Here is a 19,483-nt window from a genome sequence, read left to right on the forward strand (position 1 = left end):
GGACAATGGCAACCCCCTGATGGCGACGCGCCCGCCGGGCTATCCGGGGGCGCGGTCGTCATCCCAGTCTGCGACGAGACGTCGCAAATTTCCATGGGGTTTATATGACGCCCGATGATGCCGAATTAGGCAGCGCGGCCTACGGCGTCCGGTCGGCGGTCACCAGGCGGGCCTCGCGGACGTTCGCCTTGCTGCCGGCGCGACGCAGGCAGGAGGCTTCGAAGTTCGGCCAGGCCTGCTGCGAGCAATCCTTGCCGACGACGCGGATGTCCAGGCGGTCACCCTTGGCGAGCGGCTGCGGCACGCTGGCTTCGACGGTCGGAGCAAAGCCGGGCAGGACGGTGAGGGCTGCAGCAACACACGCAGCGATAGTGATCGCCGAAAGAGCCTTGATCATAGACGGTCCCCTGTGATGTGGCCGCTGCGCCTTGGTGCGGCCCGTCATTTCGTTGGGTGGATTACTAACCATGGCCAGTTTCCGGACATCTTCGCGGATGCGGAAAATGGTTTCGTTCGCCATCCGTTTTGTTTCGTCGCTGCCCTCAGGACGAAACAGTCGCGCCGAATCCGACAGATTGTCTGTCGAAAACGGCCGGGAACCTGCCCAGCTTGCCGGGCAGAGCGGGGCGCGGTAGGAGGAGGCCATGCCGCGTATCGCCTTTTATCCGGGTTCCTTCGATCCCATCACCAACGGCCATCTGGACGTGGTCCGGCATGCCGTTCCCCTGTGCGACCGGCTGGTCGTCGGGCTTGGCGTGCACCCGGGCAAGAAGCCGCTGTTCTCGACCGAGGAGCGGCTGAAGATGCTCGATGACGTCTGCGGACCGATCGCAGCCCAGGCTGGCTGCGCTTTCGAGGCCACGACCTTCGACGACCTGACCGTGACCGCGGCGCGCAAGCACGGCGCGACCATCATGATCCGGGGCCTTCGCGACGGCACCGACCTCGACTACGAGATGCGGCTCGCCGGCATGAACGAGGCCATGGCGCCGGAGGTGCACACCGTTTTCGTGCCGGCCTCACCCATGGTCCGCCCGATCACCGCCACACTGGTGCGCCAGATCGCCGGCATGGGCGGGGATGTCTCGGCGTTCGTGCCGCCGCTCGTTGCAGGCCTGCTCAAGGCAAAATTCGCCGGCTAACGGCGCGCGTTTCATCTCACCTGATCCGGAGTTTTCATGATCCGTCGTCTCGCAATCCTTGCCACGATCTTTGTCGCGCTGATCGGCGTTGGCCCCGCGGTCGCTCAGACCCTGCCGGCGGGCCTCGACAAGGCCAACGCGCTCGTCATCGACACGACAAAGGGCCGTATCGTCATCAAGTTGCGCACGGATCTGGCGCCTCAGCACGCCGAGCGGCTCAAGCAGCTCGCGCGCGAGGGCTTCTATAACAACGTGCCGTTCCACCGCGTGATGGATGGCTTCATGGCGCAGACCGGCGACGGCCAGAACGGCAACGGCACCGGCGGCTCGAAATATCCGAACCTGAAGCAGGAATTCTCCAAGGTGCATTTCGCGCGCGGCATCGTCGGCATGGCCCGCCGCGGCGACAGCGTCGACAGCGCCAATTCGCAGTTCTTCATCATGTTCGCGGACGGCGGCAGCCTCGACGGCCAGTACACCGTGATCGGCGAGGTCGTGCAGGGCATGGACGTCGTCGACAAGCTGAAGAAGGCTCCGCCCGGCTCCGGCAGCGGCACCGTCACCGATCCCGACAAGATGGTGAAGGTGCAGGTCGCTTCCGACATCAAATAGGAGAGGCGATGACGTGCCGCGGCGAAAAGCTCCTCATAGCTGCCGCGGTGCTTCTGCTCGGCCTCACGAGCGCGGCGGCACAGGACGAGCAGGTCAACACCATCCGCGATGTCTTCGTGCGGTTGGGCCGTTGCTGGAAACCGCCGCCGCCCTCGAAGGCTCGCCCCATCGACATCACCGTCGTCGTGAGCTTTAACCGCGCCGGAGAGATTTTGGGCCATCCGCGGATTACGTACGAGTCCGCGGAGGCCTCCGACAATGACCGGTTGCAGTACCGGATCGCCGTGATGGAGGCATTGCAACGCTGCACGCCGATGCCATTTACCGAAACGATGGCCGGCGCCGCTGCGGGGCGTCCATTCGCGGTCCAGTTCCACGGCCGGAAGACTTCACCCCCAACCCAAGAGAGAAGAACATGAGCGTCACCGAAAACACCCTGATCCTCGAAACCACGCAGGGCCCCGTTACCATCGAGATGCGGCCTGATCTCGCGCCTGGCCACGTCGCGCGCATCAAGGAGCTGGTCCGGGAAGGCTTCTACGACGGTATCGTGTTCCATCGCGTGATCGACGGCTTCATGGCGCAGACCGGCTGCCCGCACGGCACCGGCACCGGCGGCTCCGGCAAGAAGCTGAAGGCCGAGTTCAACAAGGAGCCGCATGTGCGCGGCACCGCCTCGATGGCCCGCGCCGCCAACCCCGATTCCGGCGACAGCCAGTTCTTCATCTGCTTCGACGACGCCCGCTTCCTCGATAACCAGTACACCGTGTGGGGCAAGGTCACCGCGGGCATGGAGAACGTCGACAAGATCAAGCGCGGCGAGCCCGTGATGAATCCCGACAAGATCGTCAAGGCGCGCATGGCGGCGGACAAGGAGTAAGTGGCCTTTGCCGGTGTCATGCCCCGCCACCGGGTCTCGCCTCCGGCGAGCCCGATGACAGGCTCCGGCGGGGCATCCGGTAATCGCCTTGGTTACGACTATGATCGTACTGGATCGCCCGCCCCAGTGCGCAACTGCGCACAAGGCGGGCGATGACAAGTCCTGATTATGCGCACTGATCTCTTCGACTTCGACCTGCCCGCCGAGCGCATCGCACTGCGTCCGGCGCAGCCGCGCGACTCCGCGAAGATGCTGGTCGTGGAGCGCGCTGCGCTGCGCGATCAAATCATCTCCGATCTGCCGCAATGGCTGAAGCCGGGCGATCAGCTCGTCGTCAACGACACCAAGGTGATCGCGGCGCAGCTTAGGGGACGGCGCATCGGCCGCGAGACCGAGCCGAAGATCGAGGCGACCCTGATCAAGCGGCTCGACGGTTCACGCTGGCAGGCGCTTGTGAAGCCGGCGAAAAAGCTCATGGCCGGTGACCGCATCCGCTTCGGCAATGAAGGCAAGGTCTGCCTGCTCGGCCATCTCGATGCCGAGGTCGAGGCCAAGGGTGGTGAAGGCGAGGTGACGCTGTCGTTCTCGTTCCACGGGCCGACGCTGGACCAGGCCATCGCCGATCTCGGCAGCCCGCCGCTGCCACCCTACATCGCCTCGAAGCGCACGCCGGACGACCAGGATCTGGCCGACTACCAGACCATGTTCGCGGTCAATGAAGGTGCTGTCGCGGCGCCGACGGCCGGCCTGCACTTCACGCCGGCGCTGGAGCAGGCGTTGCGCGCACGCGGCGTCGGCCTTAACCGAGTGACGCTGCATGTCGGCGCCGGAACGTTTCTGCCGGTGAAGGTGGACGACACCCAAGGCCACAAGATGCACGCCGAATGGGGGACGATCTCGGCGGAGACGGCAGACGTGCTGAACACGGCGCGGAAGAACGGCGGCCGCATCGTCGCGGTCGGCACCACATCGTTGCGGTTACTGGAGAGTGCGGCGGACGAGGATGGCACGATCCAGCCGTTCGCGGCCGACACGGCGATCTTCATCACCCCCGGCTATCGCTTCCGCGCGGTCGATATCTTGCTGACCAATTTCCATTTGCCCCGCTCGACCCTGTTCATGCTGGTGTCGGCGTTTTCGGGGCTCGAGACGATGAAGGCCGCCTACGCGCATGCGATCGGGCAGGGGTATCGGTTCTATTCGTATGGCGATGGGTGCTTGCTGTTTCGGACACAGCAGTGAAGTCCTCGTGTCCCGGATGCGGTGCAGCGCGCAGCGATGCACCGCTGAGCCGGGACCCAGCTAGGCCTCGGCTCAGCAGCGCATCACTTTGTGATGCGCTGCGTCCGGGGCACGAGAGTAATCGACAAATTACGCCATCACGCGCTGCGGCAACAGCTCCGCGATTTGCACGGCGTTGAGCGCCGCGCCCTTCAGAAGCTGATCCGCCGCCACGAACATCGAGATCGAATGTCCCGAGGGATCGCTGAGATCCTTGCGGATGCGGCCGACGAGGACGTCATCCTGGCCCGAGGCGTCGAGCGGCATCGGGAAGTAGTTCTTGGCACGGTCGTCGACGACCTTCACGCCGGGGGCCTGGGTCATGATCGCGCGGACCTGGTCCTCGGTGATCGGCTTCTCGCATTCGAAAGTGATGGCCTCGCAATGGGCGCGCAGCACCGGCACGCGCACGCAGGTGACGCCGACGGCGATCTTCTCATCCTCGAAGATCTTGCGGGTCTCCTTGATGACCTTGGTCTCCTCGTCGTTGTAGCCGGTCTCCGGATCAATGGCGGTGTTGTGGTTGAAGAGATTGAAGGCGTAGGGGTGCGGCATCACATTGGGCGTGTAGACCTGCCCGTTGAGATTGGCGCGGGTGGATTCGACGAGCTCTTCCATCGCGGCGGCACCGGCGCCGCTGGCCGCCTGATAGGTCGAAATGATCACGCGCTTGATGCGGTTCTTCTGGTGGATCGGCCACAGCGGCACCAGCGCGGTGATCGCGGCACAGTTCGGGTTGGCGATGATGCCCTTGTGATCCCTGATGCGGTTTGCGTTGATCTCGGGGATCACCAGCGGCACGTTCGGGTCCATGCGGAAGGCGGAGGAGTTGTCGACCACGATCGCGCCGGACTTGACCGCAATCGGCGCGTACTTCTTCGAGATGCTGCCGCCTGCGGAGAACAGCGCGATGTCGACGCCGTCGAAGGAGCGCTCATTGAGCTCCTCGATCACGACGGGCTGGCCGCGGAACGACACCGTCTTGCCGGCGGAGCGGGCGCTGGCCAGCGCCTTCAGCTTGCCGACGCGGAAACCACGCTTGTCCATGGTGGCGATGAATTCGGCGCCCACCGCACCGGTGACGCCGACAATCGCGACGACGGGATCGTTACTCACATTCTCCTCCATTCGATTTGCGCATGATCTTGTCGGAAGACCGGAGTCCACTTTTCCGGATCATGCGTGCAGACAATAAAAAAGCCCCGGACCACGAGGGCGGGGCTTCGGTTAAGCTGATGCGTAAAGTCGACGATTACGCGCGCACGCCTCCCCGGGCCCCGAAGGCCGTGGTGGTTTTCATCGTGCGTTTCGTCGCGGTCATCATGGCGGCGACTTATGCGGGAGAGTTTTGCCGCCGTCAACGGCTTTTCAGGCAGATCCGGGCTGCAACGGAGCTGTCGGCTGCTATCACCGCCGTCCTGCGGCGCCAGGCGGTTCGAGGATGACCTCCTTGAGGTCGTTGCCGCTCATGACGACGATCGCAAAGTTGAGCCGGCCGCCCTCGCGGACCATGCCGCCGCTGATCGCCTTGCCCGAGGCCGCATGCTCGGCCACGCGCACGGCGTCGGCCAGCCGGTGCTGGATTGTCTTGAGGGTGGCGAGGTTGCTGCGGTCATCGGCGCCGAACTCGTCGAGCGGTGAGGCCGCGGCGCCGCCGACGATCTTGCCGGTTGTGGCGTCAATCGCGTGCTGCCAGACACGGTCGTTATGCAGGGTCTTCACGCGGTAGACCGGCGAGGCAGCGGCGCCGTCGAAACTGACGTCGGCGGTCGTCGAGCCGGCATGCTGCGCCTCGGCGATTGCCATCGCCTGCCGCAGCGAAATCGCGGAGCCGCGGAACAGCGCGAGCTCGCGGTCAACCGCCCGCTGGTCCAGAACGGCGCTGTCATCGGTCTCGCTTCGGAGTGAGGCCGGCGTGTCGACCGATGCCGCGGTCGCATAGACCACCGGGGCAGGGAGCAGGACCGCCAACAGGACGGTCGCGAGCAGGGGTTTCCAGCGTTTCGAAGCGCGCATCTATGCCGTCATCGTCTTCACCCCGTGCGGAGGTGCAGGAAAGGGCGCGGCCGACCGGGGGCAACTGGCCGGCCGCGGAGCGTTGCAACAGCGTAGGACGTTGCAGCGATCAAAGTCTTAAGAACGGTGCGGACCCTGCCAGGGGCTAGGAAGGCATCAGCCCGTACCTTGCTTATAAATGAAACCATACCGTATCGTTTTATTATGGGCAAGGCGCAATTCATCGCCGGGCGCAGCTGAGCGGTCACGAATCTGTCAGCGGGACGAGCGGCGCCGGACCGGCCCTTTTGGGGACTGAACGCGGCCCGGCGGTCCGAGCGCGCCCGCCAGGAACAGCCGGATCGCCGAGCGCATGCGCTTTTCGGCCGTCTTCATCTCCAGCGGTGTGCCGAACGTCGCCATCCGGTGGGTATGGCCGACGACGACGTCCAGAAAGACTTCGGCTGCAATGCCGGTATCCTCCAGGTCCATCGCGCCCTGTGCGACCAGATGATCGAAGAACCGCGCCGTCGTGGAGACGGCCTTCATCCAGCCTTCCTCCTTGCCGAGCTTGGCGATGTCGGGAAAGTTGATGGCTTGGGACGTCATCATGCGGCTAAAGGCGACGGCGTCGGGACCGCAGGTGAACATCAGCATCTCATGGCCGACCTCGATCAGGCGCTGCTCGACCGAAACGTCCGAGGGGCGCGCGAGCTGCATCTCCGCTGCCTCCGCGAGCGGGGCCAGCCAGCGCGCGATCTCGCGCCTTAGCACCTCGGCAAACAGCCCGCGCTTGTCGCCATAGCGCGCATAGACGGTGGGCTTGCTGACCCTGGCCGCTTCCGCCACGGCATCGAGCGAGGTCGCGTCGTAACCGCGATCGAGGAACAGGCGTGTTGCGACCTCGATCAGCCGCTGGTCGCGCTCGATGGCGGCGCTTTTGGTCGGCCGGCCGCCACGCGATTTCGGGATCTCCCGTTTCGCCGCTCTCGTCTTGGTCGCAGTCAATCCCATGTCCAATGATTCCTGCGCGGTCGTGATCGCCGTCATCGCTCTATAACGCGCAGCAAGAGGGGCGTCATCGCGAATCTGGCCGAATCGGCCGTATCATCAACCGTCTCGCACCTTGACCCGCCGGGCTCCCGCGCCCTCAGGGAAGGGTCGAGCTCCAGGCGCGGCCGACAGCCGCCTTCTCGTACCCATACTGATAGAGCGCACGCATATAGGCCGTGTCGAACCCTTGCGAAGGCGGCGGCGGATAATCGCGCTCGATATAGGACAGGTGAAAGCCGAGGTGATTGCGGCGCGCGAAATCGTAGGTCGAGAAGATGACCGAACGCGTCTGCGACTGCGTGATCGACGACAGGCTCCGCGAGGCGACTTCGATCGTGCCGTTGGGCACGAGCTCGAAGGTGCGCTCGATCTTCTTGTTGACGAGGATGTAGATGTTGACCCGGCTGTTGCCGGGCAGACGCCCGTGGAAGAGCAGGTCTTCCGGCAGCGTCAGGACCGGCGCCGTCACGCCGCCGTCGACATGCATCTCCTGAAAGCGCCGGCCCTGGCCTTCGGCCTCGATCAGGATCGGCGGAAACACCAGCGGAATGCTGGCGGAGGCAGCCATCACGTCGCGAAACAGTTTGAGCGCCTCGGGCGTGCCGAGCGCGGCGATCTTGCCCATGTCCCAGACGGCTGTGCGCTGGGTATCGAGGTCGGTGGTTACCACGAGCAGCTTGCGTCCCCTGGCATGCTCGCGCGCGACCTGCGCCAAAATCTCCGGCCCAACATAGCGGGCGACCAGCTCGCGCAGCCGCGTATTGCCAAACAGGCCTGATCCGAACAGCACGCGCATGATGCTGGGATTGCTCAGCAGGCTCTCCGCGATGCCGCTGGTGTAGAGCTCCCTGAGCGTGTCGTCATATTGCGGTCCGAGGAACGCGAATGGTGCAATGAGCCCACCGGTGCTGACGCCCGAGACGACCGAAAAGGCGGGGCGCGTGCCGGCTGCGCTCCAGCCGTTCAGCACGCCGACGCCGTAGGCGCCGTCAGCGCCGCCGCCGGATAGCGCCAGGTAGGTCGTGGTCGCTGCGCCGTCGTCCTTGCCCGAGCGGAATTTGCCGACGGGCTCGTCGGTGTAACGGCGCAGGCCGTCGATATCGAGCACGCGCGAGCTGCTCGCATCGGCCGCCGTGTAGGGAGTCCGCGGCAGGGTCGTGCACCCGGCCATCACCAGGCCGCAGAGCAGGGCGGCCGAGCGGAGCAGGGACAGGCACGTTCTGCCGAACCCGCCGTTGAGCAGGATCGATCCGGTCAGGAATGAAGGGGAAGGCATTCGCCGTCAGTCACCACATACGCACGCGCCGCCGGCATCGTCGGCCGCGGCACTCTCATCCTGCCCCCAGAGATAAAACTATACGGTATCGTTTTATTTAACAAGTGGCAGGCTCAGGCGCCCGGGCGGCTCAATTGTGTCGGGCCGGCGACATGGGCAGGTTCAGGCGTGCAGGGGTGGTTGATCCGCACCCGCGGGCACGCAATAAGCAGCGCCATGAATCTTCCCGATCATGGTCTTCCCAATCATTTCGAACTGCTCGCAACCGATGGCGCTGCGCGCACCGGCCGCCTGACCACGCCCCATGGCGTGGTGCGGACGCCCGCCTTCATGCCGGTCGGCACCGCGGGCGCCATGAAGGGCATGCATTGGCGCGAGGTGCGGGAGGCCGGCGCCGACATCGTGCTCGGTAACACCTACCATCTGATGCTGCGGCCGGGCGCGGAGCGCATTGCGGCGCTCGGCGGCTTGCAGAAATTCACCGGCTGGAACGGCCCGATGTTGACGGATTCCGGCGGCTTCCAGGTGATGTCGCTGTCGGATCTGCGCAAGGTCAGCGAGAAGGCGGTCACCTTCCGCTCCCATATCGACGGCGCCAAGGTCGAATTGTCGCCCGAGCGCTCGATCGAGGTGCAGCGCCATCTCGGCTCCGATATCGCCATGCAGATGGACGAGTGCGTGCGGCTGCCGGCCGAGCGCGACGACATCGAGCGCGCGATGCGGTTGTCGTTGCGCTGGGCGGAGCGGAGCAAGCGCGCCTTCGAGAGCGCGCCCGAAGGCTACATGCTGTTCGGCATCGTGCAGGGCGGCGACATCCCGTCACTGCGGCATGCGAGCGCGGAGGGGCTGGTCGAGATCGGCTTTCACGGCTACGCGATCGGCGGGCTCGCGGTCGGCGAGCCGCAGGATGTGATGCTGGCGATGATCGACGAGACGGCACCGGCGCTGCCGTCCGAACGGCCGCGCTATCTGATGGGCGTCGGCACGCCGGATGATCTTCTCGAAGCCGTCAAGCGCGGCATCGACATGTTCGATTGCGTGATGCCGACGCGCAATGGCCGTCACGGCGTCGCCTTCACGCGCTTCGGCCAGGTGAACCTGCGCAACGCGCGCCACGCCGACGATCCGCGGCCGCTCGATGAGGAAAGCGCATGGCCGTCGGCGCGCAACTACGCGCGCGCCTATCTTCACCATCTCGTCAAGTCCGGCGAGACGCTCGGCGCCATGCTGCTGTCGGATATCAATATCGCCTACTATCAGTCCCTGATGCAGGGCATCAGGGACGCGATCGCACTCGGGACGTTCGAAGAGTTCTATCGGCGTACGCGGGAAGATTGGGCGAGGGGCGATATCGCCCCACGCTAGAGCATGATCCGGACCCGGAGGGCCGCGTTAGCGCAAAGGGTAGAGCGGTTTTCCAGATGAATCATGCGCAAACAAAAGAGTTCAATTGCAAGTGTACCGCTTGACCGAATGCTTGGTCACGAAGCCATAGCCGCAGGTGTCGCAAGTCCAGAGATAGCTGATGACGTGGTCCGAGACATAAGCAGAGGCTTCGGCGGCGACCATGGAGTCGGCGCAGACGGGACAGGTGGGCAACTCGCTGCAACGTGGATCGCGGTTACGCGCGACGGTCGACAAGACTTCAGCTACTGCTGACATCGTGAGACCTCCCTGCTGTTGGACGTAAGTCTAACATAAGCAGAGTTCGTTGACGAGGTCGCAACACAAATACGTTGGTTTTCTGATATTTAATCTTCGAGCGATTTTGCGATGCAGCGAATGGCAAATGCATCTCATTGTTGCTTGCGTGTCGTCACACGCTGCCTCTAACTGAACAAGATCGCTGACAAGGCGAGTATTGTTGCCATAGGGAGCTTATCATGGACGCTTCGTCCACCACGGGTGCAGTGCACTCAGCCGGCCGCGGCCGGGTTTATGACTCGATCGTGGACGCTTTCGGCGACACGCCGATCGTGCGGCTGCGCCGGATGCCGGGCCTGCACGGCGTGAATGCGACCATTCTCGCAAAACTTGAATATTTCAATCCGGCCGCGAGCGTGAAGGACCGCATCGGCGCTGCCATGATCATTGCCATGGAGAAGGCAGGTATCATCAAGCCCGATACGGTGCTGATCGAGCCGACCTCCGGCAATACCGGCATCGCGCTCGCCTTTGTCGCCGCCTCGCGCGGCTATCGTCTGAAACTGGTGATGCCGGAATCGATGTCGATCGAGCGGCGCAAGATGCTGGCCTTCCTCGGCGCCGAAATCGTGCTGACGCCGGCGGCCCAGGGCATGAAGGGCGCGATCGCAACCGCCGAAGAACTGCTCAAGACGACGCCGAACTCGGTGATGCCGCAGCAGTTCAAGAACCTCGCCAATCCCGAGGTGCACCGCCGCACGACCGCCGAGGAGATCTGGAACGACACCGGTGGCAACATCGATTTCTTCGTCGCAGGTGTCGGCACCGGCGGCACCATCACGGGTGTCGGCCAGGTCCTCAAGCCCCGCAAGCCGTCCTTGCGGGTCGTGGCGGTCGAGCCGGAGGAAAGCCCGGTGCTGTCAGGCGGTCAGCACACCCCGCACAAGATCCAGGGCATCGGCGCAGGCTTCATTCCCGATATTCTCGATCGCTCGGTGATCGACGAGATCGTGAAGGTCAACTCGACGACCGCGATCGAAACCTCGCGCGCACTGGCGCGGCATGAGGGTATCCCCGGCGGCATCTCGTCGGGCGCGGCGATCGCGGCTGCGCTCCAGATCGGCAAGCGGCCGGAAGCTGCGGGAAAAACCATCCTGGCGGTGGTGCCGTCGTTCTCCGAGCGCTATCTTTCAACCGCTCTGTTTGAGGGAATCTAGCACATGGCGGATCAACCGAGGCGGCCGCGGACCCTGGGCGATGCCAGGACGGAGGCCGAAGCCGCGTTCAAGAAGGTGACCGCCAAGGTCGCCGAGGCTCCGCCGAAGAAGAACGTGGCGCCCGGCATCAAGGAGCAGGTCACCTTGCGGATCGATCAGGACGTGCTGGAGTTCTTTCAGTCCAGCGGCCCGGGTTGGCAAGACCGGATCAACGATGCGCTGCGCAAGGCGGCGGGGAAGTAAACGCGGAACGCGCGTCTCGAAGGATGAAGGCCAAGGAGCAACCGCGCGGCCCGCTTGGTTCGAGACGGCACAGATGCGCCTCCTCACCATGAGGGGATACAAGGAAAAGCCCGGCGCGAGCCGGGCTTTTTGTTGTCGCTGGTCTGATGCTGCGGCTTTGCGTCTTACCTTCGCAACATGCCGCCCATGACACCGCCGATGAAGGCTGCGCCGGCAGCGTCGCCGCCGCCGCTGCGCTGGGCCGGCGCTGGCGCGCTGGCAGCGTTGCTGGGGGCGCGACGGGGAGGCTGCGGGCTGCTGCTGGCAGTCGGCGCGGCCGTGGCGACGATCTCGGAGAGCAGCGCCTTGTGCTGGAGCTTGTTGAAGTAGCCGGAGGCCGGATAGCCGCGGGCGGCCTGCCATCGTTTGATTACGCTGCGGGTCTCGTCGCTGAACACGCCGGTCTGCTTGGTGTCGAAACCGAGGCCGGTGAGGCGGCGCTGCACGTCGCGGCGCTGGTTCTTGTCCAGGCCGATCTGGTCTTCGGTGAGTTGGCTCGCTTCCTCGGTGAAGGTTGCGGGATCAATGCCGGCGTTCAGGGTCCGGGTCGCGGTCGACGGACCGTTCTGGATCGCGGCGATGCGTGCCAGCGCCAGGGCCTTGAACTGGCCGTTCGGATAGGCGGAGAGATAGGCGTTGAGCTCTTCCGGCTTGTTGGATTCCTTCACCGAACGCCAGTACTCGAGCTCGACATTGGCTGCGTCCGTGTTGCCGCCGGCGACGGCCGGGGCCGCCCCCGTTGCGGTCGGCGCCGCATTGGCCACCTGCTGGCCCTGCTGCGACGGATTGAGATAGACGGCGCCGATCAGGTTAGTGTGGCCCCAGGGAAGCTGACCTTTGTGAGTCTCGTCGTTGACCTGGGCGCGCACCGACGTCATCGCCTGCTGGATCTCGATGCCGGGCTTGGTGATGTTGTCGATCAGCGCGCGCGTGAACGGGCTGTTGTTGCCTTCCTGGCCGTCGAGCGCCGTTTGCCCCGGACCGGTCGCGAACGCGATCAAGGTGCCTTCACCGGACTTCATCTCGGCAAGGCCGCTCTGCACATTGACGCTGCGGGTGGCGGAGTTCGACTTGATCTTGGCGGCAAAGGGATTGTCGCGGCAGGCGTCGAGGAACACCAGCTTCACCTTGGCATCGCCCATGGTCTGGTCGAGGGTCAGGTCGATGTTGATGGCGGCTCCCAGCTTGACGTCCATCTCCGACTTGATGTCGGCATCGACCGGCAGGAGGTAGTTGGTGCCGCCGACGGCAATGCCGTGGCCGGCGTAATAGAACACGGCGATGTCGGAGCCCTGCGCCTTGCGGCCGAAGTCGAGCAACTTTTCCGTCATCTGATCGCGGCTGAGGTTGGCCCCTTCGATCACTTCGAAGCCGACGTTGCGTAGCGTCGCCGCCATCGCCTTGGCATCGATCGGCGGATTCGGCAATTGCGCGACGTTCTTGTAGGCGCCGTTGCCGACCACGAAGGCGACACGACGGTCGGCCTTCGCGGCGCTGACCGACAACGCCATGCACATCAGCGAAACGATGATGGTGAGATAGCGCATCTGAAATCCCCACTAGAATCGAATTCGAAGCGGCAACGAGATGGGCCCGAACTTACACGAAAACCCCGCCGCGAAAACGCCGCGCGTCAGCATCCACAGCGCCCAACCCTTGCCGATAGCCGAGTATGCCCGAAGAGGCCGCCCCTTCAGCGTGACCTAGATCACGCTTTGCTACTCTGCTTGGTCGCAGGCGACGCCGAATTGGTTCATGGCGCGCGGGCCGGAACGCGCGCTGCCTGCTTTAGATTCAGAAGATTGCCCAGCAGGATCAGCACGGCGCCGAAAACCGTCCATGCGTCCAGCCGTTCTGAATACAGGAGCCAGCCAGCGGTCGCCGTCAGTGGAACCCGCAGGAAATCCATCGGCACGACGATGGTGGCGTCGGCGTAGCGCATCGCGCTGGCGAGGCAATAATGCGCGAATGTGCCGCAGATCGCGACCACCAGCACCCAGCCCCAGAGGCAAGTTGGCGGCCAGGCCCAGACATAGAGTGCTGGAAAGAAGCCCGCGACCCCCTGCACGACGATCATCCAGAACAGGATCGCCAGCGCGCTCTCGGTGTGCGACAGCGACTTCACCAGGACCATCGACACTCCAAAACCCACGGCGGCGCCGAGCGCGATCAACTGTCCCGGATTGATCTCGCCGGTGGCTGGCCGGACGATAATGATCACGCCGACGAGGCCAAGCACGATTGCGGCAATCTTCCACGGCGTCATGCGCTCGGACAGGAAACTTGCAGCCAGGATCGCGGTCCAGATCGGCATGGTGAACTCGATCGCCACCACCTGGCCGATCGGGATCAACGTCAGCGCGAAGAACCAGCCCAGCTGCGAGACGTAGTGGATCAGGTTGCGCACGATGTGCTGGGGCAGGCGAACGGTCTTGAGCGTCGCAAAGCCGCCGGCGCGATGGATGATCGGATAGAGCAGGACGAAACCGATCAGCGAGCGCACTTCCATGAGCTGGAAGACGTTCATCTGCCGCGCCGCCTCGCGTCCGGCGACCGCCATGACCAGGGTCAGCGACAGCCAGCCGGCCATCCACAGCGCAGCCATCGGTTTGGACGGGGTGATGCTCATCGGTGCGGCAGGAGAAGGGATGTGAGAAGGGCAGGCCCGTATCGGCGACCAGGCGAGAGTTTGCAACGGCCAAATCCGGGAATGCAGCGTTGCGTATCCGCGCGGGAAGGGGGCTACGTCCAGATGCATTTCCGGAGCGAGGGGGAGGCGAAGGTTGCGCGCCGAGGCACAAAAAAACGATCCGGCGGGATCGCCGGATCGTTCGTCGCAAACAGATCCAAGCTAGCGCGACAGCGCGATATTGGCGCCGCGGAACTGGCTGTCGGCCCGCATCGTGACCGTCTGCTTGGTGCCGCTCGTGTGCAGCCCGATGCTGGCGTTGAAGCCGGCGGTCTGCACGACGACCTCGAAGTTTGCGCCGCCGCCGCGGCCCGAAATCACGCCGCTGATGTTGCGGCTGGCCTCGCTCCAGCTTCCGGTGATGGCATTGCCTTCCGCGCGGACACTGGCGGAGAGGTTGAACTTGTAGGCGTCGCTGGCGCAGGTCAGCGACATTTCCATGGTGGGACCTGCGGGCGCGTATCTGGCGCGGCAACGGATGCGTTCGGTCGATCCGTCGTCGAGGGTAACGGTGCCGCTGCCATTCCAGCTGCCGGCGAGGGCAGCGAACGGGCCGGACTGCGCCTTGCTCTCCGAATTTGCGAAGGAGGCCACAAACAAAAAGGCGGCCGCAACAAGCAGCCGCCGGTTCATGACCCGAGCTTCGGTTGGGTTATTGGCGCGATGCTTCCCAGCGCCCGCTGCACGGTATGCCTGCTGATGCTCCATTCCACTTTCCCGATCCGGCGTTGCCGCTGAGTTGACCGTTGGCATATGCACCATTGATCGAAACTTTCACAAGACCCTCGCGGCCGATGGTGCCGGAAACGTTAGCGCCGGGCGCCGTGATCCGGCCGTCGGCAACCGTCAGCATGGAGCTTGCGGTCGGCTCGCAGGAGCCGCTCTTGGTCACGATGGTGACCTGCCAGTTGCCATCATAGGGGTTTTGGGCGAACGCGGGCGCCGCGAGCGAACCGGTGGCAATCGCGGCGGTACAAATCAACGCAATGCGGTCAAAACGCATGAATTTCAGTTCCTGCCTATGTCTGAGATGCTGACGCTTATTGGCGGGAAATGTGACAGAAATTTGCTGCGCTGCCAAAGTGAAAATTGTTCCTGTGGAAACAATGGTTTATTTGCCCATTCTCAAGCCGTTTTGGGCGCGGAATCGGCCGGATTCGCAATGTTAAGGATGAATCGTCGGCGGACGCCTATGACAGGCTCGGCGCGGCGGTCGCGAATTGCTCGTCTTGCGCCTTTGCCGGCAGCGTCTTGTGGACCTTGATGTAGTCGATGACTTCCGCAAGCAGCTTCAGGCCGAGCGGGGCCAGCGCCCGCTCCCACAGATCGCGCGCCGTCTCGCCCTTCTTGACGAAGCACCAGTCCTGGGCGGCGATCGCGCCGGCGTCCATGCGATCGGCGAGGTGGTAGATCGTGCCGCCGGCGATCGGGTCGCCCTCCTTGATCGTCCATTCCACGGCGGCCTTGCCGCGGTGACGCGGCAGCAGCGACGGGTGGTAGCCGATGCCGCCAAGCCTCGAGGCGGCGAGCGCCTCCCTGGAAACGCGGGCGTGGCTGTGCGCGGTGATGATCAGGTCGGTGTTTGGCGCGATCTCGGAGGCGGCCACCAGCTTTGGATTGGCCTGGACCACCACCGCGATGCCCGCCGAGCGGGCGGTCGTGGCGAGGCGGTCCTCGCCATCGGCGACCACGACCCGCGCTATGTCCACGCTGTGCTCCCGCAGCATGTTCAGGGTGATCACGCCGAAATGGCGGGAGCCGATCAAGGTGATGCGCATGGGATCTCGGTTCCGTCTCGGGAGCTTTCGTCATCTCCGGATAACACGCCATAAGGCCCTGTCACCCCCCATGAGTCCCTTGGGCCGGTTATCAACAATGCGCAGGACGCGGGCCTGTCGAACGGGTTGTCCGTTCGTCGCGTCCCACCGGCGTGCAACGCGAAAGGGGATCGCCGTGTCGAAATGGCCGGGATTGATGCTGATGAGCGCAATTGCGTCGGCCGTGCTCATCCATGAGATCACCAGCGCGACCGAGGCGCCGAGCCGAGCGCTGGCCGTACTGCAATATGTGCTGCTGGCCGGCGGCCTGTTCGGTCTGGTCGGTTCGTTCCTGATGCGTGCTCAGGAAAAGTGACCCTCGCGCTCGCGCCCGAGATCGCCGCATGCCGGCATCGCCACCATTGCGTCGGCCGCCGCGCGCGTGCTTCCATGAGCAGGGCCGTCGGCCTTCTCGGAGTTGCCCAATGCGAAACGCATGCATCATCGCCGCCGTCGCCGCTGCCGCCGCTCTCGCGCCGCCTGCGGGCGCGGGCGAACTGTGGCCGGCCATTCCGCCGGAGATTGGCGTGGCGCCACGCATCGGACCGGCGTGGAACGAATTTCGCTGCAACCTTGGGCCGGTCTATAATTTCTATCACGGCGCCTATTACGGCGAGGAGCCGCCGGCGCTCCGGCGCGGCTACGCCTATCGGCCCTATTATCGGTATTCCGCCTATCGCAAGCTGCCGCGGACCTACTTCTGCGTCGAGGTGGAATGATCTGGGGATTCCTGGTTCCTGTGTTCGGTTTTGGGCAGAACGAACTGCCAGCCTGCTCTTAGGATCGCCTCCCCGGGGCTGGCAACATTTCATCCCGCATCCGTTTTCGAACCCGGCCGGCCGCTGGTGATATTGCCAGCGGCCTTTTCATGTCCGCGTCATCGCGATGTCGCGCACTGCGCCGATCATCCTGAGCGCGACGTCGCGCAAAAGAATGCCGGACGAGCAGGGCAGTAACGGGTTCTCAACCGGCTTGGCGTATCGACGAATCTGTCGCGGATTTGTATTGCGTACCGCGACACAAGAGTTGGCCCGCCGGTGTGTGCACATCCGGCGCGGCCTATTCCTTCCTGGAATCACCGGATGCCGAGTGCGATTGAGCAGATCGTCGATGCCTATGTCAGGCTGAAGAATCGCCGTGGCCTCGATACATTGATGATGCACCGCCAGCGGCTGGCGATCGATCTGAAGAGCCGCTCCGGCTACGATTTCAGCCTGCCCATCGGTCAGGTCGACGAGGAGATCGCGATCATCGAGGCGGGACTAAGCCGGCTCAAATCGCCCAATCCGGCCGAGGCCTGACGCGCACGTGGGCGGCGCGTCCCGTTTTAGTCCGCCTTGCCGCCGTCGATCACCGTGAACAGCGGCCGTGCCTTGGTCGGCTCGACCAGGAGCTCATCGACCATCGCGCTTGCAGCCTCTACGTATTTCCTGGTCGGCTTGTCCAGTGGCCGCAGCGCCTCATCGTCGAGCGCGACCTTGGCCGCTTCGACCAGCTTGCGCATGCGCAACGCGTGATCGTCGCCAGCCGTCAGCGTCGCGCGTGCCAGCGAGCGCAGCACGAACAACTCGCCCTCGAGCCTGAGCAGGCGGTCGTTGAGCTTGGCGAGGACAGCGTTCAGATCCGGCATGGCGGCCTACGGCGGAGGGGCAAACGGCAGCCGATCTAACCGCTCAGGGGTGAACGGAGTGCAAACGGCGCCCCGCGAATTGGCTTAACCGTCACAAGCCGGGCGGCATCCGGATCAGGAGGCTGATTGCGACGACCAGCAGGCAGAAGCTGCTCGACAAGACGAACAGGAAGAAGTCGTCCATCGAGAATTCGCTGTGGCGCTCGCGTCGGTCGGGATCATTCGACATCCACTGGCCCCTTGCTATGCTTCTGAGATCGGCCCGCCGTCTCAACGGGCCGCGCGGGCATTTCGTTCCGTGGGAACAGGTCTGCAGATGCAGCCGAACCCCCTCAGGGGCTCTCGCTGCGGTCGCGGTCGCTGTAGTCCTGGCCGCTGTCCTCAAGCAGATTGAGCGCGGTATCGACCTGCTCGATGAGGCGTTCGATTTGATCGCGCTCATGCGGGCCGGGGTCGCCCTTGAGCCGCTCCAGCAGCTCCTGCTTGCGCGCGAGTAGGTTTGCCATGGTGCTCATTGCAGCCTGACAAGCCGCTCGACCGCGCAAGGTTCCCGTCATGCATTACAGGAAGACCAGAAGATATGCCGGGCCCGAAGCTGCGGGCCCGGCGCGTCGCATTGATCGGTGCGCCGACCAGTACCGTTGATCAGTATTTGGCGACGATAGGACCGGTGTTGAAGCGCCAATTCACGCCGAGCATGAAGGTTTGCATGTTCTGGCGGAGCTCGGCCGGGAAGATCGGGGCCCCAACGCAAGCCGGATTGTTGGTGCAGCTCAGCGTGTAGCCGTTCCTGCCGAAGTCGAAATAGTTATATTCCGCCTTCAGGGAGACGTTCTGCAGCAGCGCATATTCAACGCCGCCGCCGACCACGAATCCCGTCACATTCCTCGAGCCAGTGAAGTCGGCGGAGAGCGCTGCGAAATCCGTCTCGGTCATGGTGTGGTTGAAATGAGCGAAGGCGGCGCCGCCTTTGGCGTAGAACAGCACACGATCGAATGCGTAGCCGACGCGCGCGGTGGCGGTGGCCACGCGATCGAGCTTGGTCGTCAGCAGGAAACCGAAAGCAGCGCCGGTCGGGATCGTTGCCGTCGTGTCCTTCATGTCGGCCCAGTCGAACTGCCCTTCGATGCCGACCACCAGGGAGCCGGCCTGATAGTCGCAGCCACCCTGCACGCCGGCCAGCCATCCACTGTCGTGGTTCGCATTGAAGCTGAAGCCGGAAATGGGCTGTTGCTCGTTCATACCGCGACCGCCGCCGCCATTGCCGCCGAGATAGCATCCGGTCCAGGAGAAGTTCGGGGCTGCGGGCGCCGCCTTGTAGGGCAGCGACACATCCGCGGCCATCGCCGAATTGGCCATGCAGATGGCGAGCGCGATGACGCCGGAAAGTGCTTTGAGTTTCATGGAAGTTTCGTCCTTCAAATTGACCGCCGGTCCGGCGCGAGCGAGCGGAGCCACGCCAATGCGTGGGAGAGGTTCCTCTCGTGACCGGCTGCACCGTATCCAGCAGGATCCGCAGCGGCTGTAGCCGCGCGGCCACATCGATAGTATCGGCGTACTGCTAGTTGCGCCGCCGGATGGGCTGGCGCGTCGGGCCATCAATGTGAGTCGTAGTGGGGCGCATCGCGCGAATATTGGCGATGGCGGTGCTCGCTCCTATCAGCGCACGCCGGCCCAACGCCGGCCGAACACCGGCGGCGTCGCCTTGATGGCCTTCCAGCCAAAGAAATGATGCTTGCCGGACCAGGTGTGGACCACGGCGTTGCAGACGCTGCACTTGAAGCTGCCGGTGTGCTTGGCCTCGTGCTCTTCCCGCGTCGCGGTGTAGTTCATGCTGCAGCTTGGGCAGGAGAATTCTTCGATCGTCCAGACGGTATTGGCCATGGCACAGCAACATGTTCGAGGTGACAGGGGTAGTGTAGGTTTCGAGCGCTTGCGCTCGGGTAAATCGATCGGCGCAAATCC

Annotated in this window: 28 protein-coding genes; 12 read left to right on the top strand and 16 right to left on the bottom strand. The window is 64.2% G+C overall.

The genetic code is table 11. The features are described 5' to 3' along the window. Positions 1–139 precede the first annotated feature (139 nt). Positions 140–397 carry a hypothetical protein gene (locus ACV1FX_RS26390; protein WP_473120492.1) on the bottom strand — a complete coding sequence of 86 codons (258 nt, stop codon included), beginning with the start codon at positions 395–397 and terminating at the stop codon, positions 140–142. A 247-nt stretch (positions 398–644) separates the two neighbouring features. Here ACV1FX_RS26390 and coaD point away from each other — a divergent pair, with 247 nt between their 5' ends. The 5 genes from coaD (at position 645) to queA (ending at position 3,876) form a co-directional block, all read left to right on the top strand. Further along, positions 645–1,142, top strand: coding sequence for a pantetheine-phosphate adenylyltransferase (gene coaD, locus ACV1FX_RS26395; RefSeq protein ID WP_473120493.1), 498 nt, complete (start codon positions 645–647; stop codon positions 1,140–1,142). A gap of 36 nt (positions 1,143–1,178) precedes the next feature. Continuing rightward, positions 1,179–1,754, top strand: coding sequence for a peptidylprolyl isomerase (locus ACV1FX_RS26400; RefSeq protein ID WP_473120494.1), 576 nt, complete (start codon positions 1,179–1,181; stop codon positions 1,752–1,754). 8 nt (positions 1,755–1,762) lie between these two features. Continuing rightward, on the top strand, positions 1,763–2,173 hold the full coding sequence (locus ACV1FX_RS26405; protein WP_473120495.1) for a hypothetical protein: 411 nt from the start codon (positions 1,763–1,765) through the stop codon (positions 2,171–2,173). After that, positions 2,170–2,634, top strand: coding sequence for a peptidylprolyl isomerase (locus ACV1FX_RS26410; protein WP_449382537.1), 465 nt, complete (start codon positions 2,170–2,172; stop codon positions 2,632–2,634). The genes ACV1FX_RS26405 and ACV1FX_RS26410 overlap by 4 nt, the downstream gene beginning before the upstream one ends. A gap of 168 nt (positions 2,635–2,802) precedes the next feature. Then, positions 2,803–3,876, top strand: coding sequence for a tRNA preQ1(34) S-adenosylmethionine ribosyltransferase-isomerase QueA (gene queA, locus ACV1FX_RS26415; RefSeq protein ID WP_473120496.1), 1,074 nt, complete (start codon positions 2,803–2,805; stop codon positions 3,874–3,876). Between the two features lie 129 nt (positions 3,877–4,005). Here queA and ACV1FX_RS26420 read toward each other — a convergent pair whose 3' ends face one another. Further along, positions 4,006–5,043 (bottom strand): aspartate-semialdehyde dehydrogenase, encoded by a 1,038-nt coding sequence (locus ACV1FX_RS26420; RefSeq protein ID WP_473120497.1) that lies wholly within the window; start codon positions 5,041–5,043, stop codon positions 4,006–4,008. An 11-nt stretch (positions 5,044–5,054) separates the two neighbouring features. Between ACV1FX_RS26420 and ACV1FX_RS26425 the strand changes: the two genes are divergently transcribed. Then, positions 5,055–5,360, top strand: coding sequence for a hypothetical protein (locus ACV1FX_RS26425; RefSeq protein ID WP_473120498.1), 306 nt, complete (start codon positions 5,055–5,057; stop codon positions 5,358–5,360). Here the strand turns inward: ACV1FX_RS26425 and ACV1FX_RS26430 are convergent. The 3 genes from ACV1FX_RS26430 to ACV1FX_RS26440 all read right to left on the bottom strand — a co-directional run bounded on the left by ACV1FX_RS26430 (position 5,323) and on the right by ACV1FX_RS26440 (position 8,134). Then, the gene (locus tag ACV1FX_RS26430; protein ID WP_473120499.1) at positions 5,323–5,886 is read right to left on the bottom strand and encodes a PepSY domain-containing protein; all 564 of its coding nucleotides are present in this window, start codon (positions 5,884–5,886) and stop codon (positions 5,323–5,325) included. The genes ACV1FX_RS26425 and ACV1FX_RS26430 overlap by 38 nt on opposite strands. A 300-nt stretch (positions 5,887–6,186) precedes the next feature. Beyond that, a complete protein-coding gene (locus ACV1FX_RS26435) occupies positions 6,187–6,924 on the bottom strand; it encodes a TetR/AcrR family transcriptional regulator (protein WP_473120500.1) in 738 nt (245 codons plus the stop codon). A 136-nt stretch (positions 6,925–7,060) separates the two neighbouring features. After that, positions 7,061–8,134, bottom strand: coding sequence for a patatin-like phospholipase family protein (locus ACV1FX_RS26440; protein ID WP_473120548.1), 1,074 nt, complete (start codon positions 8,132–8,134; stop codon positions 7,061–7,063). A gap of 321 nt (positions 8,135–8,455) precedes the next feature. Between ACV1FX_RS26440 and tgt the strand changes: the two genes are divergently transcribed. Beyond that, complete coding sequence (gene tgt, locus ACV1FX_RS26445; RefSeq protein WP_473120501.1) at positions 8,456–9,604, top strand: tRNA guanosine(34) transglycosylase Tgt; 1,149 nt, start codon at positions 8,456–8,458, stop codon at positions 9,602–9,604. An 81-nt stretch (positions 9,605–9,685) separates the two neighbouring features. Here tgt and ACV1FX_RS26450 read toward each other — a convergent pair whose 3' ends face one another. Beyond that, positions 9,686–9,901: a hypothetical protein gene (locus ACV1FX_RS26450; RefSeq protein ID WP_473120502.1), complete on the bottom strand. Its 216-nt coding sequence runs from the start codon at positions 9,899–9,901 to the stop codon at positions 9,686–9,688. A 221-nt stretch (positions 9,902–10,122) separates the two neighbouring features. Between ACV1FX_RS26450 and cysK the strand changes: the two genes are divergently transcribed. Beyond that, positions 10,123–11,100, top strand: coding sequence for a cysteine synthase A (gene cysK / locus ACV1FX_RS26455; RefSeq protein WP_473120503.1), 978 nt, complete (start codon positions 10,123–10,125; stop codon positions 11,098–11,100). A 3-nt stretch (positions 11,101–11,103) separates the two neighbouring features. After that, the gene (locus ACV1FX_RS26460) at positions 11,104–11,343 is read left to right on the top strand and encodes a BrnA antitoxin family protein (protein WP_449382529.1); all 240 of its coding nucleotides are present in this window, start codon (positions 11,104–11,106) and stop codon (positions 11,341–11,343) included. Between the two features lie 164 nt (positions 11,344–11,507). Here ACV1FX_RS26460 and ACV1FX_RS26465 read toward each other — a convergent pair whose 3' ends face one another. The 5 genes from ACV1FX_RS26465 to ACV1FX_RS26485 form a co-directional block, all read right to left on the bottom strand. Continuing rightward, positions 11,508–12,929 (bottom strand): caspase family protein, encoded by a 1,422-nt coding sequence (locus ACV1FX_RS26465; RefSeq protein WP_473120504.1) that lies wholly within the window; start codon positions 12,927–12,929, stop codon positions 11,508–11,510. Between the two features lie 206 nt (positions 12,930–13,135). Then, positions 13,136–14,011 (bottom strand): DMT family transporter, encoded by an 876-nt coding sequence (locus ACV1FX_RS26470; protein WP_473120505.1) that lies wholly within the window; start codon positions 14,009–14,011, stop codon positions 13,136–13,138. 222 nt (positions 14,012–14,233) lie between these two features. Continuing rightward, complete coding sequence (locus ACV1FX_RS26475) at positions 14,234–14,779, bottom strand: hypothetical protein (protein ID WP_473120506.1); 546 nt, start codon at positions 14,777–14,779, stop codon at positions 14,234–14,236. Further along, positions 14,724–15,074 (bottom strand): hypothetical protein, encoded by a 351-nt coding sequence (locus ACV1FX_RS26480; RefSeq protein ID WP_473120507.1) that lies wholly within the window; start codon positions 15,072–15,074, stop codon positions 14,724–14,726. The genes ACV1FX_RS26475 and ACV1FX_RS26480 overlap by 56 nt, the downstream gene beginning before the upstream one ends. A 187-nt stretch (positions 15,075–15,261) precedes the next feature. Beyond that, positions 15,262–15,849, bottom strand: a complete 588-nt coding sequence (locus tag ACV1FX_RS26485) for a formyltransferase family protein (RefSeq protein ID WP_473120508.1) — start codon at positions 15,847–15,849, stop codon at positions 15,262–15,264. 202 nt (positions 15,850–16,051) lie between these two features. On the opposite strand from ACV1FX_RS26485, the gene ACV1FX_RS26490 reads away from it, so the two are divergent. The 3 genes from ACV1FX_RS26490 to ACV1FX_RS26500 all read left to right on the top strand — a co-directional run bounded on the left by ACV1FX_RS26490 (position 16,052) and on the right by ACV1FX_RS26500 (position 17,189). After that, a complete protein-coding gene (locus ACV1FX_RS26490; RefSeq protein ID WP_473120509.1) occupies positions 16,052–16,204 on the top strand; it encodes a hypothetical protein in 153 nt (50 codons plus the stop codon). A gap of 109 nt (positions 16,205–16,313) precedes the next feature. Then, entirely contained in the window at positions 16,314–16,607 is a 294-nt protein-coding gene (locus tag ACV1FX_RS26495) for a hypothetical protein (protein WP_473120510.1), read from the top strand. A 363-nt stretch (positions 16,608–16,970) separates the two neighbouring features. Beyond that, positions 16,971–17,189 (top strand): hypothetical protein, encoded by a 219-nt coding sequence (locus ACV1FX_RS26500; protein ID WP_473120511.1) that lies wholly within the window; start codon positions 16,971–16,973, stop codon positions 17,187–17,189. A gap of 26 nt (positions 17,190–17,215) precedes the next feature. Here ACV1FX_RS26500 and ACV1FX_RS26505 read toward each other — a convergent pair whose 3' ends face one another. From ACV1FX_RS26505 to ACV1FX_RS26525, 5 genes are all read right to left on the bottom strand, one after another. Beyond that, the gene (locus tag ACV1FX_RS26505) at positions 17,216–17,518 is read right to left on the bottom strand and encodes a hypothetical protein (protein ID WP_473120512.1); all 303 of its coding nucleotides are present in this window, start codon (positions 17,516–17,518) and stop codon (positions 17,216–17,218) included. Positions 17,519–17,609: 91 nt separating this feature from the next. Then, a complete protein-coding gene (locus ACV1FX_RS26510) occupies positions 17,610–17,747 on the bottom strand; it encodes a hypothetical protein (protein WP_473120513.1) in 138 nt (45 codons plus the stop codon). A 103-nt stretch (positions 17,748–17,850) separates the two neighbouring features. Next, positions 17,851–18,024: a hypothetical protein gene (locus tag ACV1FX_RS26515; protein ID WP_473120514.1), complete on the bottom strand. Its 174-nt coding sequence runs from the start codon at positions 18,022–18,024 to the stop codon at positions 17,851–17,853. 139 nt (positions 18,025–18,163) lie between these two features. Next, complete coding sequence (locus ACV1FX_RS26520) at positions 18,164–18,922, bottom strand: outer membrane protein (RefSeq protein ID WP_473120515.1); 759 nt, start codon at positions 18,920–18,922, stop codon at positions 18,164–18,166. A 255-nt stretch (positions 18,923–19,177) separates the two neighbouring features. Continuing rightward, positions 19,178–19,402, bottom strand: a complete 225-nt coding sequence (locus ACV1FX_RS26525; RefSeq protein ID WP_473120516.1) for a hypothetical protein — start codon at positions 19,400–19,402, stop codon at positions 19,178–19,180. Positions 19,403–19,483: the final 81 nt, after the last annotated feature.

The sequence above is a fragment of the Bradyrhizobium ingae genome, from assembly GCF_055791185.1.